This is a genomic window from Vibrio sp. 1CM23M (assembly GCF_023161755.1).
Lineage (GTDB): Bacteria > Pseudomonadota > Gammaproteobacteria > Enterobacterales > Vibrionaceae > Vibrio > Vibrio coralliirubri.
In genome coordinates this window covers 1-14,332 of the sequence record NZ_JALNTR010000016.1, presented here as the reverse complement: position 1 = coordinate 14,332, position 14,332 = coordinate 1, and the positions used below count along the sequence as shown (strand labels likewise).

19 protein-coding genes are annotated in these 14,332 nt (G+C 43.1%); 17 read left to right on the top strand and 2 right to left on the bottom strand.

Annotated elements, in window-relative coordinates:
* The 9 genes from MSG35_RS23420 to MSG35_RS23380 all read left to right on the top strand — a co-directional run bounded on the left by MSG35_RS23420 (position 1) and on the right by MSG35_RS23380 (position 3,756).
* Positions 1-273, top strand: a complete 273-nt coding sequence (locus tag MSG35_RS23420) for a hypothetical protein (RefSeq protein WP_004735826.1) — start codon at positions 1-3, stop codon at positions 271-273.
* 2 nt (positions 274-275) lie between these two features.
* Complete coding sequence (locus MSG35_RS23415; protein ID WP_198594798.1) at positions 276-422, top strand: hypothetical protein; 147 nt, start codon at positions 276-278, stop codon at positions 420-422.
* On the top strand, positions 422-628 hold the full coding sequence (locus MSG35_RS23410; protein WP_004735824.1) for a hypothetical protein: 207 nt from the start codon (positions 422-424) through the stop codon (positions 626-628). Before MSG35_RS23415 ends, MSG35_RS23410 begins: the two co-directional genes overlap by 1 nt.
* Entirely contained in the window at positions 609-1,499 is an 891-nt protein-coding gene (locus tag MSG35_RS23405) for a hypothetical protein (RefSeq protein WP_248385103.1), read from the top strand. Before MSG35_RS23410 ends, MSG35_RS23405 begins: the two co-directional genes overlap by 20 nt.
* The gene (locus tag MSG35_RS23400; protein WP_102279186.1) at positions 1,496-2,146 is read left to right on the top strand and encodes a hypothetical protein; all 651 of its coding nucleotides are present in this window, start codon (positions 1,496-1,498) and stop codon (positions 2,144-2,146) included. Before MSG35_RS23405 ends, MSG35_RS23400 begins: the two co-directional genes overlap by 4 nt.
* Positions 2,146-2,829, top strand: a complete 684-nt coding sequence (locus MSG35_RS23395; RefSeq protein ID WP_248385101.1) for a hypothetical protein — start codon at positions 2,146-2,148, stop codon at positions 2,827-2,829. The genes MSG35_RS23400 and MSG35_RS23395 overlap by 1 nt, the downstream gene beginning before the upstream one ends.
* A gap of 73 nt (positions 2,830-2,902) precedes the next feature.
* The gene (locus MSG35_RS23390) at positions 2,903-3,331 is read left to right on the top strand and encodes a M15 family metallopeptidase (protein WP_050621050.1); all 429 of its coding nucleotides are present in this window, start codon (positions 2,903-2,905) and stop codon (positions 3,329-3,331) included.
* 36 nt (positions 3,332-3,367) lie between these two features.
* Entirely contained in the window at positions 3,368-3,595 is a 228-nt protein-coding gene (locus MSG35_RS23385; RefSeq protein WP_248385099.1) for a hypothetical protein, read from the top strand.
* Positions 3,592-3,756 carry a hypothetical protein gene (locus MSG35_RS23380; RefSeq protein WP_179947298.1) on the top strand — a complete coding sequence of 55 codons (165 nt, stop codon included), beginning with the start codon at positions 3,592-3,594 and terminating at the stop codon, positions 3,754-3,756. The genes MSG35_RS23385 and MSG35_RS23380 overlap by 4 nt, the downstream gene beginning before the upstream one ends.
* Before the next feature lie 14 nt (positions 3,757-3,770).
* On the opposite strand, the gene MSG35_RS23375 is transcribed toward MSG35_RS23380, so the two are convergent.
* Positions 3,771-4,676 (bottom strand): WYL domain-containing protein, encoded by a 906-nt coding sequence (locus MSG35_RS23375; RefSeq protein WP_157937933.1) that lies wholly within the window; start codon positions 4,674-4,676, stop codon positions 3,771-3,773.
* A gap of 207 nt (positions 4,677-4,883) precedes the next feature.
* On the opposite strand from MSG35_RS23375, the gene MSG35_RS23370 reads away from it, so the two are divergent.
* Positions 4,884-5,054 (top strand): hypothetical protein, encoded by a 171-nt coding sequence (locus tag MSG35_RS23370; RefSeq protein ID WP_179947299.1) that lies wholly within the window; start codon positions 4,884-4,886, stop codon positions 5,052-5,054.
* Between the two features lie 386 nt (positions 5,055-5,440).
* Here MSG35_RS23370 and MSG35_RS23365 read toward each other — a convergent pair whose 3' ends face one another.
* Positions 5,441-6,514 (bottom strand): site-specific integrase, encoded by a 1,074-nt coding sequence (locus tag MSG35_RS23365; protein ID WP_248385097.1) that lies wholly within the window; start codon positions 6,512-6,514, stop codon positions 5,441-5,443.
* Positions 6,515-6,624: 110 nt separating this feature from the next.
* Here MSG35_RS23365 and dusA point away from each other — a divergent pair, with 110 nt between their 5' ends.
* The 7 genes from dusA to MSG35_RS23330 all read left to right on the top strand — a co-directional run bounded on the left by dusA (position 6,625) and on the right by MSG35_RS23330 (position 13,763).
* Positions 6,625-7,626 (top strand): tRNA dihydrouridine(20/20a) synthase DusA, encoded by a 1,002-nt coding sequence (gene dusA / locus MSG35_RS23360; protein ID WP_017069030.1) that lies wholly within the window; start codon positions 6,625-6,627, stop codon positions 7,624-7,626.
* 206 nt (positions 7,627-7,832) lie between these two features.
* Complete coding sequence (pspG, locus tag MSG35_RS23355; protein WP_017059950.1) at positions 7,833-8,054, top strand: envelope stress response protein PspG; 222 nt, start codon at positions 7,833-7,835, stop codon at positions 8,052-8,054.
* Positions 8,055-8,189: 135 nt separating this feature from the next.
* Complete coding sequence (locus MSG35_RS23350; RefSeq protein ID WP_248385095.1) at positions 8,190-8,855, top strand: TIGR04219 family outer membrane beta-barrel protein; 666 nt, start codon at positions 8,190-8,192, stop codon at positions 8,853-8,855.
* 192 nt (positions 8,856-9,047) lie between these two features.
* Positions 9,048-9,278 (top strand): hypothetical protein, encoded by a 231-nt coding sequence (locus MSG35_RS23345; RefSeq protein WP_004735813.1) that lies wholly within the window; start codon positions 9,048-9,050, stop codon positions 9,276-9,278.
* A gap of 123 nt (positions 9,279-9,401) precedes the next feature.
* Entirely contained in the window at positions 9,402-11,267 is a 1,866-nt protein-coding gene (locus MSG35_RS23340) for an assimilatory sulfite reductase (NADPH) flavoprotein subunit (RefSeq protein WP_248385093.1), read from the top strand.
* The gene (cysI, locus tag MSG35_RS23335) at positions 11,267-12,994 is read left to right on the top strand and encodes an assimilatory sulfite reductase (NADPH) hemoprotein subunit (RefSeq protein ID WP_048612693.1); all 1,728 of its coding nucleotides are present in this window, start codon (positions 11,267-11,269) and stop codon (positions 12,992-12,994) included. The genes MSG35_RS23340 and cysI overlap by 1 nt, the downstream gene beginning before the upstream one ends.
* Positions 12,987-13,763: a phosphoadenylyl-sulfate reductase gene (locus MSG35_RS23330; RefSeq protein ID WP_050634941.1), complete on the top strand. Its 777-nt coding sequence runs from the start codon at positions 12,987-12,989 to the stop codon at positions 13,761-13,763. The genes cysI and MSG35_RS23330 overlap by 8 nt, the downstream gene beginning before the upstream one ends.
* The last annotated feature ends 569 nt before the right edge of the window (positions 13,764-14,332 follow it).

Below are 14,332 nucleotides of genomic sequence, written 5' to 3'. Positions count from 1 at the left end.
ATGAGCTTTTTTGATGACCTCTTAGAGTTTGGGGGCGGTGCGCTCGATAGCGTGGGTGAAAATGCCGATTGGCTGTTTGGTGATGATGACAATTCATCTAACCCAAACACGACCCAGCAACCTAACGCACCCGTTGTTGATAATAACGGCAACGCTGTTACAACCCCTCAAGGCTCACTTGTAGCGAAAGATAACACCCTGCTTTATATCGGTGGTGGTATTGCTGCGCTGTTAGTGCTGGTTCTGCTTGTTGTCATGCTGAAAGGTAAATAGTTATGCCATTACTTTTCATTGGTTTAGGTGGTCTTGGTCTTGGGTCTGCGCTTGGGTTTGGTGTGAGTCAGGGCATCAATAAGGCTCTGAGTGCTACCGCGGTGATTGCCCTGTTATACCTTGCCTACAAATCGGGAGTGTTTCGCTAATGCTAGGTTCATTAACATCTTTAACGGGTGGCGGTGGCTTGACGGGTGGATCTTCGGGTCCAGCAAAATCAGGTAACACATCTAACACCACAAATAACAGTGGCTTTACTGCTGGCGCAATGAATTTTGGCAGCAACAACGGCATACCGTGGTGGGGAATTGCGCTTGTTGCTCTGATTGCGCTGTATGTTCTCACTCGAAAGTAACTTAATTCCTGAAACTTGGGGCAATGCCAAGCCGAGGCTATGTAAAGCCCTTGGTGATTACCTCAAACAAGCAGAAATTGAAGTTCATGAGGGGCGAGAGTCCCTTTATCGAGTGGAAGATACCTACATGTTACTCCGCGGTGAGCAATCACAATCTGGCTCTAAGGAGTTGGTGGTGGTTGCGTTAGCGGGTGATATGGCCGCGGGCACGCTCAGTGCCATTAATCACGGTAAAGCGAATGGGTTTGACTCCATTCGCGCCCACTTTAGCAAACGCGGAGCCCATCGCTATATTCAGCGTAAATTACGATTGCCTGTTCGAGAGATTGAAACTCACAAGAATGAGCATGTCTTACAGATAAGGTTTGATGATATGGGCGGGAAAAGTAGCTCAAAGAGTGATGCGAAAACCGTCACTACAACCACGAACAAAAGCAATAGCCAAGGTATCGGTGGTGATAACAATGGCTTTGCGCTGTCAGGGATTGAAAACTCTGACATTAATTTAAGCATGACTGACCATGGCGCAATGGCGGTTGCAGGTCGAACGGCAGAAGAAGCGTTTAAATTTGGAACTGACGCATTAGATTTTTCAGCGGACACCGTTGACGCGTCTTTGGGCTTTGGTGAGAGCGCATTGGATGCAAATGCAAATCTTAGCGAGCACGCGATAGATTCCATTAAATCCATGGCAGGCCAACAAACGGAAACGACCAAAGCAGCACTTGCCATAGCAGGAGCAGCAAAAGCGCGAGAGCAAACGGGTGAGAACGAAAGCAATAACGAGTTACTGAAAAATGTGTCTCTTATGGTCGGGATTCTCGTCTCGGTATTAACGATGGCTTATATGTTCGCGGGGCGTAAACAATGAAGCAACTGCATACCTTAAATACTGGCGAAGCCATTAAATTTAACGCAGGTCAGGCTGGTAAGTACCTCATCATGCGTGAGGCCAGTAATACCGTCATGTTGCGCGGTGATGCTTTGAGACCTGTAGAGATTGAACGCGGTGACACGGTTGATATCACTCGTTTTGACGAGCTTGAACTTTTTAATCACAAAGCGGATGCCGTGACGATTGAATATCAAATCGCAGATGTTCCAATCATCACCAAAGCGCAAAAAATTGATATCAGTAATTCGGTAGCGATTAGCGAGATTTTAACGCCCATTACCGTTGATAAAGTTCTATCCCCGATAAAGGTGGGCGAAGTCCAAACCGAGGTAAAAACACGCATTCAAAATGACGTCCTCAAGGTGGAAAAGCTTGCTGATTTGTACACCTTGCAAAAGGTCGGCAGTGGGTTATTGGACTTAACAAGCGATGAGCAAATTATTGATGGGAAAGCTGGGCGTAAAGGGCTCTTTATTCAGGCTTCTACCGACAATGCCAGTCCCGTGTTGGTGCAAGGCTTAATTGATCTTACAGCTGGCGGTCATACATTAATTCAAACGGATGCCATCGTGACACTGCAAGGTGCCATAGGCGATAGCGTCAAAGTAGGGGAGTTTATCTAATGTTCCAACTTTCAAACCCACCGCAAGCCTCTTCGAGTTCGGGCTCAGTTGGGGAAGTCGGGGCTAATGTCTTGGCTTGTATTCCTCTAAGTGCTCAAGATGGCGGGAGTGCGTCCGGTTTCGTGACCATCTTAAATAACCTTTATGACGATCCTGAGCGTAGTCATAACGCGGCTCTGTATCATCGAAATGAAAGCATTAATGGTGAGTGGGGGCGAAGAATGCAATTAAAGTCAGCAGTCGATTTGATAACGAAAGCGGAGCCTTATGATTCTGTATCGTTAATGATGTCGGTCACGCTCAAAGGGAAGATAAATCTTGATGCGTCAACGGCTGCGAAGGTGAGCGCGTTAGATACTCCTATTTCTTGCGTAATCGGAATTAAGACTCAAGCCGCCCCATCATATAGAGGCGCGTATTGCGGTGTGACAGCTGCGTACTCTTCGAGTGATTCGTCATTGGTCTTTGGTGGCTCGTCTGATGTTGTTCTTAATGTTCAAGCGGGCGATGTAGCCAGTATTGCTGAATCAGAACTTCAAATTTCTTTCGATGTGGAAGATATAACTAATGATGTGATGGTTTACTTGGAAGAGGCACCTGCAACGTTAGAAAACTTGTTTGGGCTTATTCATGTCAAAAAGGCGTGGATTGCTGAGGAAGCTGTTTATCCGGTGCCTGATTAACAAGGGTTTGGTGGTAATGAATATTAAGTATTTGCTAGTACTGCTTTTCCTGATCCTGTTTGGGGGGTACCTAATGAAAAAAGACAAGATAATCAAAATAGTGAGTGGCTTTGCTTTATCAGCTAGAAGTGAGATGCGCATGGTGGGCGTACGCGGTGATTTAAAGCGAGTCGTTCGCCGCGCTATTGAGCTAACCCCGTTTGATTTTGGCATTACGTCAGGTAAGCGCACCGCAGAGGAACAGAACGCTCTATTTAAACAAGGAGCAAGCCAGTTAGACGGATACAGCAAAAAAAGCCGTCATCAATCAGGCTGCGCGGTTGATTTTGTGGTGTACGACGAAAACGGCAAAGTGACGTGGGGCTTTAGTTATTACGAACAAGTGAGTTGGGCATTCAAACAGGCAGCGGATGAGTTAGGTATTCCGATTGTATGGGGCGGTGATTGGGTCAGCTTTAAAGATGGTCCTCATATCGAACTCGATAGAGCCCATTACTCATAGTTACACCATCAAGTATTTAAGGAAGAGCAAATTACTATGAAAAGCTTATTAGAAAAAATCGGAATCGACCTTGACCAACCATCCACCAAAAAGGGTTTAGCGTTACTTGGCGCGGGAGCTGCTTTGGTAGCTGGTCACCCTGAACTTATCACCGCGAGCATATCGGCAGACGGTGTTCAATTCGGTGGCATTATTGGCGTAAGTGCTCCAATAGTATTTGGCCTATGGGAAACCCTACGCAATGAGTTCAAGGGTGGTGAATGATTGACTTACCAATTTTACCTGTATTGGCAGAGCTTGGATTGAAGCCGACGGAGATTTTGATATTAGGTATGCTCTGGCAGAATATTAAGAATACAAATACGTTAATGGAAAAGCTCATTCGAAAGGTGAATGAGCTTGAAATGAAGCTTAATAATCTTTAATAAATTCAATTGATTTATAAGCCTATAGTTTCCCTTACAGCTTTAACCATATCTTGGTTACTTAGTAAAAAATTAAACTTATTAGTTTTTAATCTGCGCTCGTTTTGGAGTTCATCAGAACATCGGTCATCGATTTTCCATTGGCTTTTCAGTAACCAAATGAGCGCTAATCTTTCTGTAATTATTAATTTAGAGTCTTTGAGTCCAAAATCTGCTGCCAGAGTCTCTTTGTCCTTATCTTCAAGATAAGGATGAGGTATCAGTAATAGAGGAACTTGCGTTGTCCACTCTTTGTCTTCTGTTAACTCTTCATGAGGTGCTTTAGGGCTATTTGAATTTTCTTTTACATTCAAAGCTCTTGAAAAATTAAAGTTTCTGAACTTGTTTTCGTTTCTATAATAGGCGCGAAAAATCCAGTTAATACCATCAAATAAAAGAGTGAGTGGGACTAGTTCTCGAGATGAATGGTTCTCACTACTTGCTGACATATAATCACAGGTTATTGAATAACCCCCTGCCATTGCTCTTGTTATACGTTCTACATTTTCGGTTTGTAATTGATTCGGGATTTGACCAATTCGGGTGTAAGGAAGCTCTGGGGTTTCGTAAATTTTATTTTTATTGAACCCATTAGCTAACATCCCCAATGCTGTTTCCGAGTTTATATTTAGTAGAGGCTCAAACGTATTCAACATGACGTTTGCTCTTATCTTATGGTCATAGGCCATGTTCTTTTTCTCAGTTTTTTCTGCATAAAGAGACATTAGCTTTGATGAGGCAGCTTCTTTTAATCCAAACATATTAGTAAGATCAGAGCGGTTGATGAATCCTGAGAATCTAAGCTTAAAATCAATGTAAGCTAATCTTACCGCTGAGTTCTTATCCCCGGCTTCTAATTCCAACAGACTTTGAATGGACATGATTCGTTTCCTAAAGTACTTCATATTTCAAATAGACAATAGCATACATTTTTTGTAGGTGCATCATACAAAAAAAGATCGATCTTTTTGTGTAGGTGCTATTGACTGCAATTCAGAGCTGCTCTATTATCGTTCAAGTCGAGTTAAGGTTATTTAATCGACAAAGATAGATGTTATATACATTAGTTAATTAGTAAAGGTGAACAAATGGCTAAAAATGGAACTGTCGGTGATGGACACCGAAATGGGATGGTAAAAGGGCGCTCACAAACTCAAACACCATCAGGGCATTGGGTTAAGCGAGATACTGCAACAGGGCGCTTTATGGATGTAAAAAGTGATGGAGAGAAATTTAAAGGAGTTAGAAGAGAGAAATAAAAAAAACACTTCAAGTAGCTAAACTAGAAGTGTTTTCTTAAAGTGAGATGAAACATAAACTCTACTCCAATAGATTTTATGAGGCTCTACACTAAGAGGTCTCAAGCCCGAAGAAACGAACTAGTCACTCTGATTTGTTAAAGTGATACTAGTACTTTTCTGGATTTATCTCAAGAGTCGAGATCCCTCTTTCTGCATTTTGAAGAGGATACTCATCATGAGCATCGACAAAAAAAGTGTACACGTATGTGCTTATACACGTATGAAGCGTGGTCGTTTAGAGTACGTAACTAGCCACTTTCGCTCTGTTCCTAGTGCGAACTAAAGAGCTTTAATAAAAAGAGAACCAATTGGTTCTCTTTTTTGTTAGCTTTGTCTAAGTAGCGTTACTTGATATCTACTTTCTGGTGCAGTTTATGTGGGAACAGCTGAGTATAGACTTGCCATAGGATATTCAAGTTCCTATGCCCTGTTACTTGAGCAACTTCTTCAATCGAGTAACCTTTCTCAAACAACCGACTTGCCCCCTCTCTTCGCAAGTCGTGATATCTCAAATCCTCAATACCTAATTCGTTTCTCACCCTTTGGAAGCCTGCGCTAACACTACGTGAGTTGTACGGGAAAATGAGTTCACCTTTGTTCGGTTGTTTAAGTGCGATCTCAAATGACTCACCAAGCAACGGCACTATCATATGGTTACCTGCTTTCTTCCTTGGGTCTTTTCTATCTCTAACGAGTATCGTCTTATGTTTTTGGTTGAGGTCTTCCCAACGTAGCTTGCAGACTTCGCCAATTCGCATGCAAGTGAGAATGCTGAACTCAAGAATGTCGGTGAATGGTATTCGAGTTTTGCCGTTTGGCCGGAAAGACTCACGTTGTTCTAATCCAAGCTTTAAGCGTTTTAGTTCTTCGGAGGTAGGGCGGCGTGTTCGTTTCTGGCTTTTACCTATTAGTGCCATATCAATGAGAACCGGAATTGCTTCATCAAATATCTGAAAGTTGGCCGCGATATTGAACACAGGCTTTGCTTTTTTCATTACTGAACGGAGATAAGCAACATCGTGATAGACAGTTGCACCTCCAGCTCCTCCACCTTTCCGGTTTTTACAGTGTTGGATTAAGTCGCTAGTTCTTAGCTTGTCGCTTTCAACCTTGGATATGTCACAGTCACGAAGAAGCTTGATTACGTATTGCTTCGTTCGTCCTGTTTTATCCCATAAATCAGGCTCTTCCATAAACTTGTCCAGAAGTACGTACAACGGTACGGATTTCTGTCCGGATTCGTCAGGGTTTTCTAGCTCAAGAACCCGCTTGTTTGCATAGGTTCTAGCGAGTTCTTTTTTCCTGAATGTTTTCGATTCCCTGTGTATAATCGCCGAATTCTTTTTGACTACAATGTCCACTGTGAAGCGTGATTCACCGCTTTTTAGTGTTCTTTTTTTAATGCTAAATGATGCCATTCGTCCTACTCCATCGATACGTACTATATGCGTACTGAAAGGGTGAGTTTGGGGCAACTCTAGCAAATTGCTGTATATATATACAGTATATAGATTTCGAGTAACACCTTATGAAACCTGACAATACTAGTAAATACGCGGCTAACCGCTTATCCGTTGCACCCATGCTCGATTGGACTGACCGCCACTGTCGTTACTTTCACCGTTTGCTTTCTCAGCAGACTCTTCTGTACACGGAAATGGTAACAACGGGCGCGATCTTACATGGTAAGGGCGACTTCCTAGAATATAACGAGCAAGAACATCCTCTTGCACTTCAACTCGGTGGTTCAAACCCGGTTGATCTTGCTGCTTGTGCCAAGCTTGCTGGTGAACGCGGTTATGATGAAGTGAACCTTAACGTAGGTTGCCCTTCAGACCGAGTTCAGAATGGTCGATTTGGTGCATGCTTGATGGCTGAGCCCGAGTTGGTGGCAGATTGTGTTTCAGCGATGAAAGAAGTCACTGATATTCCAATTACCGTGAAAACGCGTATCGGTATCGATGACCAAGACTCTTATGAGTTTCTAACTAAGTTTGTTTCGACGGTTTCTGAAAAAGGTGGCTGTGAGCAATTTACTATTCACGCGCGTAAAGCGTGGTTGAGTGGCCTTAGCCCGAAAGAGAACCGTGAGATCCCACCGCTAGATTACGATCGTGCATACCAAATCAAGAAAGATTTCTCTGATCTGGTGATTGCCGTGAATGGTGGCATTACGACTCTTGAGCAAACTAAGGAGCACTTGCAACACCTTGATGGTGTGATGATTGGTCGTGAGGCTTACCATAGCCCATTTATTTTGGCTGAAGTTGATCAACAGATCTTTGGTTTAGACACACCAATTAAGAAGCGCTCACAGGTTGTCGAAGAGATGTACCCGTACATCGAGCGTGAACTTTCAAATGGCGCAAGTTTAGGTCACATCTCTCGTCACATGCTTGGTTTGTTTCAAAGCATGCCTGGTGCAAGACAATGGCGTCGCTACATCAGTGAAAACGCACATAAGAAAGGTGCAGGTATTGAAGTGATGCAAACAGCATTGGCTAAGATCCCTAAAGAGCTAAATGTTTAAGCTCCCTCTAAGTTAAAAACTTAAGGTTAAATTCGCCACTAGAGGCTAAATTTACCACTGTAAGTTTCTGAAAAGCCACGCATGAAGATGTGTGGCTTTTTATTTGCCTGATAAATAAGGGTTTTATTGGTTTGGCACACTTGGTATGGAAGCTGCAATGTTAGAAAGTAGGAAAGATAGGTCATTAACTCATTAGGGAGACCATTATGTTTGAATTAATCTTTGTTCTTATTTTCGTCGCAACTCTACTTGTCACAGGTATCACGTTTATGACGGTATTGGCTGCAACCGGAGTAGCGTTATTAGTCATGTTGGTCTTAGGTATGATGGGGGTCGTGTTTAAGTTACTGCCTTGGTTGATCGTGATTGCAATCGGTGTGTGGTTTTTCAAAAACTTTGTACACAGTTCTAACCAAAGACGTTATTAAGGTCATCGTGCCGTCAAATCTTTACTCGTCAGCGGTTTATCGTTTTAGAATTTAAGATGTGTGGTAGAATTTTCCCCAATAATCTATGAATGTGCATACAATTAGCACTACGATATGGAATTGGAGCTATCTCAAATGAATAAAATGCCATTAATTGCTTTAGTGGGAATGCTATCTTTAAGTTCAGCAGTGTCTGCTGCCGAAGAGTTTTCTTACACGGCTAAAGTCGGTGCCGATATGTGGTGGGGAAGTACAAAGCTAAACGAAGTTAGACAAGATGACGATTCTAACTCACCTTCGTTGTATTTCGCATTTGAGCATAATGCCCCAATGCTCCCAAATGCTAGCTTCCGTTATACCTCTATTGATGCGGACTCGTTGGCTTTTGATAAGTACGACTACACGTTTTACTACACACTGTTAGAGCACAAGTTGATGAACTTCGATGCTGGTGTGACGTTTACTCAATACTCAAACTCTAATTACATTGAGCCTCAAAAGGGAACTCAAACAAGTTTCGATGAGTTTGCGTGGAGCTTCTACGGTAACGCAGAGATCAATGTGCCGGACACCAACTTCGATATCATTGGTACGATGGAGTTCGGGGATAGCAGTGGTATTAAGAGCACTGACTTGATGGCGGGTGTTCAGTACCGAATTCCTGTATCAGAATCTGAAATTGCCCTGCGTGGTGGTTACCGTGTTATCGATTTAGATTCGGATGAGTTCTTTAGCTCAGAACTAGGCAAGAGCTTTGTCATGGTCGATGGTTGGTTTGCTGGTGCTGAAGTGCGCTTCTAGGCCATATAAAGCAAATTTAGAACGAATTTTAAGAACGCCACTTTATTAAGTGGCGTTTTTTTATATCTATTGATTATATCTTTCTGGAATTAGTTAGCACATTCATCACTTTCGACCATCCTCGTTACAGAGAGCCAATTTGCGTCTATTCTTATAAGGTCTATGTAGTGAGGTCAAAGCAAGGGATGGAATATGACACTCAATGAATTACGAAATTTATATAGAGAAAACCTGTTAGTTGAAGCCATCATAGAGCCCTCAATTCAAGAAGGGTCTTGGGTTGTGGAGTTTCGTCATATGGGTGGTGGCTTTGTTCTGCTTACGGATGTTCATGGTGAAGAGTGTCATTACGCGGATTTAGACTTAGCATCTAAGTCGGCAATGGCGGTTGGCTTTCAGCAAGTACGCATTGAAAACCAGTAAGACAATTTACGTTTCAATCGGTTTTTACTTCCAAAAAGTTATAAAACATACTTTTCTATTCTTTCTTGTTATTAAAAGGAGTGGTTAATCTATCGTCACGCAATGATTAGGGATGTCGTGACCATGTCTTTAAATAAGAAAGAGTCTTCACAAAACAATAATGCACAGTCTGGGGCTAATGAGTTACCTGGGCTAGCAGCACCACTTAATGACCAACAATTGGGTCATCTTCAGCAAACTGTTTCTGAACTGTCTTCACAGCAACTGGCATGGGTCAGTGGTTACCTTTGGGGAGTGAGCCAAGCTCAGCCTGTCGGTGCTGCCGCGCCAATCGCTCAAGCGGCCGCTGCAGTAGCGGCTAAGCCTGCGGGTAAGCTCAGCATTATCTTCGCTTCTCAAACTGGTAATGCCAAAGGTGTCGCCGAATCGTTAGAGGCAGAAGCGAAAGCCTTAGGAATAGCGGTCGAGCTTTTCGATGCGAGTGATTATAAAGGCAAGAACCTAGCCAAAGAGACACACGTCATTTTCGTCGCTTCAACCAATGGTGAGGGCGAAGCCCCTGATAACGCTATTGAGTTGCATGAATTCCTTCAATCGAAGAAAGCGCCAAAATTATCAAACCTACAATACGGTGTGATTGGTTTAGGTGACTCAAGCTATGAGTTCTTCTGCCAAACCGCTAAAGACTTCGATAACTTCCTCGCTAAGCTTGGTGCTAAATCGTTTGTCGATCGCCTTGATTGTGATGTTGATTACGAAGAGTCAGCAACGGAATGGCGCGCTAAAGCGTTATCACAAGTTCAAGAAACGCTATCGACAGGTGCCGAGGCTGATATCGTTCAGTTACCAGTAGGCCAAGCGGCTGCCGGTCATTCGCAATACACCAAACAAAATCCATATACAGCGACATTATTAGCCAGTCAAAAGATCACCGGTCGTGACTCGGGTAAAGATGTTCGTCATATCGAGATCGATCTTGATGAATCTGGCATTACCTACCAACCTGGTGATGCGCTAGGTGTATGGTATGAAAACAGTTCAGAACTCGCGAATCAGATCCTTTCTAAGGTTGGGTTGTCGGGTATCGAAAGTGTCGATGTCGATGGTGAGAATCTATCTATCCATAGTGCGTTAGTGAGTAAATTTGAGATTACCACTTCAAACCCTCAACTTGTGACTAAGTTTGCTGAGTTATCGGGCAGTAAGAAGTTAATCAAGCTGGTGGAAGATAAAGACAAGCTTCGTGAATATGCGGGTAATACACAAATCGTCGATGTACTCGCAGAAAAGAAAACCAAGCTATCGGCTGATGAGTTAATTGGCCTGTTACGTAAGCTGACTCCACGCCTCTATTCTATTGCATCAAGCCAAGCCGAAGTAGATGAAGAAGTTCACTTAACGGTTGGTCTGGTTGAATACCAAAAAGGTGAAGAGTCTCGCTTAGGTGGAGCTTCTAGCTTCTTAGCTCAACGCCTTGAAGAAGGTGGCGAAGTGAAGGTGTTTGTAGAGAACAACAATAACTTCAAGCTACCACAAGACGACAATACACCAATCATCATGGTCGGCCCGGGTACAGGTATCGCACCTTTCCGCAGTTTCGTTCAAGAGCGTGAAAACAATGATGCTCAAGGTAAGAGCTGGCTGTTCTTCGGCGACCGTACCTTTACTCAAGATTTCTTATACCAAGTTGAATGGCAAAAGTACCTCAAGTCTGGCGCGCTAACTAAGCTAGATGTTGCCTTTAGCCGTGACCAAAAAGAAAAGGTTTATGTTCAGGATCGTTTAATCGAACAAGGAGAGCAGGTTTGGCAATGGCTGCAAGAGGGCGCGTACCTTTATGTTTGTGGTGATGCAACTCGAATGGCGAAAGATGTTCATGAAGCGTTAGTTACGATAGCGGAAAAACATGGCAACCAAAGCCGTGAGCAAGCTGAACAATATATTAATGATTTACGTAAAGCGAAACGTTACCAAAGGGATGTGTACTAATGAGCAAGCAAGTAATAGAGCAAGAAGTGCTAGGTCAAGTACTTGGACCTTTGGCTGACAATGAGCGTCTTAAGCGAGAAAGTAATAACCTACGCGGTACGATTGAACAAGATCTCCAAGACCGCATAACAGGTGGCTTTACTGCTGATAACTTTCAGTTGATTCGTTTCCACGGTATGTATCAACAAGACGACCGTGATATTCGTAACGAACGTACCAAGCAAAAGCTCGAACCGTTACATAACGTAATGCTTCGTGCTCGTATGCCTGGTGGCATCATTACCCCTAAGCAGTGGTTGGCGATTGATAAGTTCGCAGACGAAAGTACCTCTTACGGTTCAATTCGTCTAACAACTCGTCAAACGTTTCAGTTCCACGGTGTCTTGAAGCCGAACATTAAGTTGATGCACCAAACGCTAAATAGCATTGGCATTGATTCAATTGCGACAGCGGGTGATGTAAACCGAAATGTTTTGTGTACCACAAACCCGGTTGAGTCTGAACTTCATCAAGAAGCTTACGAGTGGGCGAAAAAGATCAGTGAACATCTATTACCGAAGACTCGCGCTTATGCAGAAATATGGTTAGATGGTGAAAAACTAGAAACAACGGATGAAGAACCTATCCTAGGTAGCAACTACCTACCACGTAAATTCAAGACGACGGTTGTCATTCCTCCGCAAAATGATGTGGACGTTCATGCTAACGATCTTAACTTTGTTGCTATTGCTGAAGACGGAAAGCTGGTGGGCTTTAATGTGTTAGTTGGTGGCGGTTTAGCGATGACACACGGTGATACCTCTACTTATGCACGTAAAGCTGACGACTTTGGTTTTGTACCATTAGATAAAACGTTAGATGTAGCAGCTGCGGTGGTAACGACTCAGCGTGACTGGGGTAACCGTTCAAACCGTAAGAATGCAAAAACCAAATACACACTAGACCGTGTTGGTATTGATGTATTCAAAGCAGAAGTAGAAAAGCGTGCCGGCGTTGAGTTCTCTGAAAGCCGTCCTTATGAGTTTACTGGCCGTGGTGATCGCATTGGTTGGGCGGAAGGCATTGATGGTAAGCACCACTTAGCGTTATTCATCGAGAATGGTCGTTTACTTGATTTTCCGGGTAAAGCTCTGAAAACAGGTGTTGCTGAAATAGCGAAGATCCACAAAGGTGACTTCCGCATGACTGCAAACCAAAACCTAATTGTTGCGGGTGTGTCGACGAGTCAAAAGGCCAAGATTGAAAAACTGGCGCGTCAATATGGCTTGATGGACGATGCTGTTTCAGAGCAACGTAAAAACTCAATGGCGTGTGTGGCTTTCCCAACATGTCCTTTAGCAATGGCAGAAGCTGAGCGCTTTCTTCCTGAGTTTGTAACGGATGTTGAAGACATTCTGAAAAAACATGGATTACCAGAAGAAGATAACATCATCCTTCGAATCACAGGTTGTCCCAACGGTTGTGGTCGTGCAATGTTGGCTGAACTTGGTTTAGTGGGTAAGGCTCCGGGGCGTTACAACATGCACCTAGGTGGCAACAAGGCCGGAACTCGTATCCCTAAGATGTATAAAGAGAACATCACATCAGCTCAGATCTTAGAAGAGATTGATGCGCTGGTGGGACGTTGGGCTACAGAACGCAACGACAATGAAGGGTTCGGTGATTTTACAATCCGAGCTGGCATCATCGAAGAGGTGATCATTTCCAAGAGGGATCTGCATGCATAATTCTGTCGCTTCAAAATTGAAGTTAGCAGAGCTACTCGCATTGACTAAGACGGAGCAAATACTTCGTCTTGGGCAAATTAATGCTGAGTTAGAACAGCTAACAGCATTAGAAAGAGTTAAATGGGCATTAGAAAACTTGGAAGGATCACATGTTGTGTCTTCAAGTTTCGGCATTCAAGCCGCGTTAATGCTGCACTTAGTGACTCAAGCAAAACCAGATATTCCTGTTATTCTGACGGACACAGGGTATCTATTTCCGGAGACCTATCGCTTTATCGATGAGTTAAGTAAGAAGTTGACTCTAAACCTTCAAGTCTTTCGTGCCCAACAGAGCCCTAATTGGCAAGAAGCGCAATATGGAAAACTTTGGGATCAAGGTATAGAAGGGATAGAAAAGTACAACAAGCTTAATAAAGTTGAACCGATGAGAAGAGCGCTAGATGAGCTCGAGGCTGGGACATGGTTTTCCGGTTTAAGAAGAGAGCAATCTCAATCGCGTGCAAATTTGCCAATCTTATCTATCCAAAATGGTGTGTTTAAATTTTTGCCGGTAATCGATTGGACGAATAAAGATGTTCACTATTACCTAGAAGAGCATGGTCTCGGTTATCACCCGCTTCGAGAGCAGGGTTACCTTTCTGTTGGAGATACACATACAACTAAGAAGTGGGAACCGGGTATGACTGAAGAGGAAACTCGTTTTAATGGGCTGAAACGAGAATGTGGTCTCCATGAAGATGATGGAGAGCAATATGGTTCTGGGATTTAGACTCATTGCTATTTAAAAAGCTGCCATTAGGCAGCTTTTTTAGTTTCTAGGGGATAAAACTAGAGCGATTGTGGATAAGTCTGTGGTTATTGTGTAGTTACTTTGTAGTTAAAGTTGCATAAATAAGGCTTTGAGTATTTATTCGTCATGTAATCGTTATTTTTGCATTTTTCTTCAATAAACACTTGCCAATGTGATGAACATCTCTATAATGCCGCCTCACTGACACGGCAGACGCCACAAGGCTTCAGCGCAGAATGTTAGTTAGGCAACTAGCTTTAAGCGATAATTCGCTCCTACTTTTAGAAAGTAGAAATTAATTTTCAAAAGTGTTTGACACTGAGAATTAAATCGCTAGAATGGCCGCCTCTTCCGAAGTGATGTAAGTCACAACGAAGAGAAGCTCTTTAACAATTTAAACCTATCAATCTGTGTGGGCACTCGTTGATGAATATCAAAACGTTATTGGTTCTTTTTCGAAAGAGCGTAATAACAGTTACTTCGGTAACAAAATTGATTTCAATGAACTGAGTGACCAATACGTTTAACTACTTGTAGTTATTCGGCAC

Excerpts from the sequence above, each read along its gene's own strand:
- MSG35_RS23420 (WP_004735826.1), top strand. The coding sequence starts at position 1 with ATGAGCTTTTTTGATGACCTCTTAGAGTTTGGGGGCGGTGCGCTCGAT.
- MSG35_RS23415 (WP_198594798.1), top strand. The coding sequence starts at position 276 with ATGCCATTACTTTTCATTGGTTTAGGTGGTCTTGGTCTTGGGTCTGCG.
- MSG35_RS23410 (WP_004735824.1), top strand. The coding sequence starts at position 422 with ATGCTAGGTTCATTAACATCTTTAACGGGTGGCGGTGGCTTGACGGGT.
- MSG35_RS23405 (WP_248385103.1), top strand. The coding sequence starts at position 609 with ATGTTCTCACTCGAAAGTAACTTAATTCCTGAAACTTGGGGCAATGCC.
- MSG35_RS23400 (WP_102279186.1), top strand. The coding sequence starts at position 1,496 with ATGAAGCAACTGCATACCTTAAATACTGGCGAAGCCATTAAATTTAAC.
- MSG35_RS23395 (WP_248385101.1), top strand. The coding sequence starts at position 2,146 with ATGTTCCAACTTTCAAACCCACCGCAAGCCTCTTCGAGTTCGGGCTCA.
- MSG35_RS23390 (WP_050621050.1), top strand. The coding sequence starts at position 2,903 with ATGAAAAAAGACAAGATAATCAAAATAGTGAGTGGCTTTGCTTTATCA.
- MSG35_RS23385 (WP_248385099.1), top strand. The coding sequence starts at position 3,368 with ATGAAAAGCTTATTAGAAAAAATCGGAATCGACCTTGACCAACCATCC.
- MSG35_RS23380 (WP_179947298.1), top strand. The coding sequence starts at position 3,592 with ATGATTGACTTACCAATTTTACCTGTATTGGCAGAGCTTGGATTGAAG.
- MSG35_RS23375 (WP_157937933.1), bottom strand. The coding sequence starts at position 4,676 with ATGTCCATTCAAAGTCTGTTGGAATTAGAAGCCGGGGATAAGAACTCA.
- MSG35_RS23370 (WP_179947299.1), top strand. The coding sequence starts at position 4,884 with ATGGCTAAAAATGGAACTGTCGGTGATGGACACCGAAATGGGATGGTA.
- MSG35_RS23365 (WP_248385097.1), bottom strand. The coding sequence starts at position 6,514 with ATGGCATCATTTAGCATTAAAAAAAGAACACTAAAAAGCGGTGAATCA.
- dusA (WP_017069030.1), top strand. The coding sequence starts at position 6,625 with ATGAAACCTGACAATACTAGTAAATACGCGGCTAACCGCTTATCCGTT.
- pspG (WP_017059950.1), top strand. The coding sequence starts at position 7,833 with ATGTTTGAATTAATCTTTGTTCTTATTTTCGTCGCAACTCTACTTGTC.
- MSG35_RS23350 (WP_248385095.1), top strand. The coding sequence starts at position 8,190 with ATGAATAAAATGCCATTAATTGCTTTAGTGGGAATGCTATCTTTAAGT.
- MSG35_RS23345 (WP_004735813.1), top strand. The coding sequence starts at position 9,048 with ATGACACTCAATGAATTACGAAATTTATATAGAGAAAACCTGTTAGTT.
- MSG35_RS23340 (WP_248385093.1), top strand. The coding sequence starts at position 9,402 with ATGTCTTTAAATAAGAAAGAGTCTTCACAAAACAATAATGCACAGTCT.
- cysI (WP_048612693.1), top strand. The coding sequence starts at position 11,267 with ATGAGCAAGCAAGTAATAGAGCAAGAAGTGCTAGGTCAAGTACTTGGA.
- MSG35_RS23330 (WP_050634941.1), top strand. The coding sequence starts at position 12,987 with ATGCATAATTCTGTCGCTTCAAAATTGAAGTTAGCAGAGCTACTCGCA.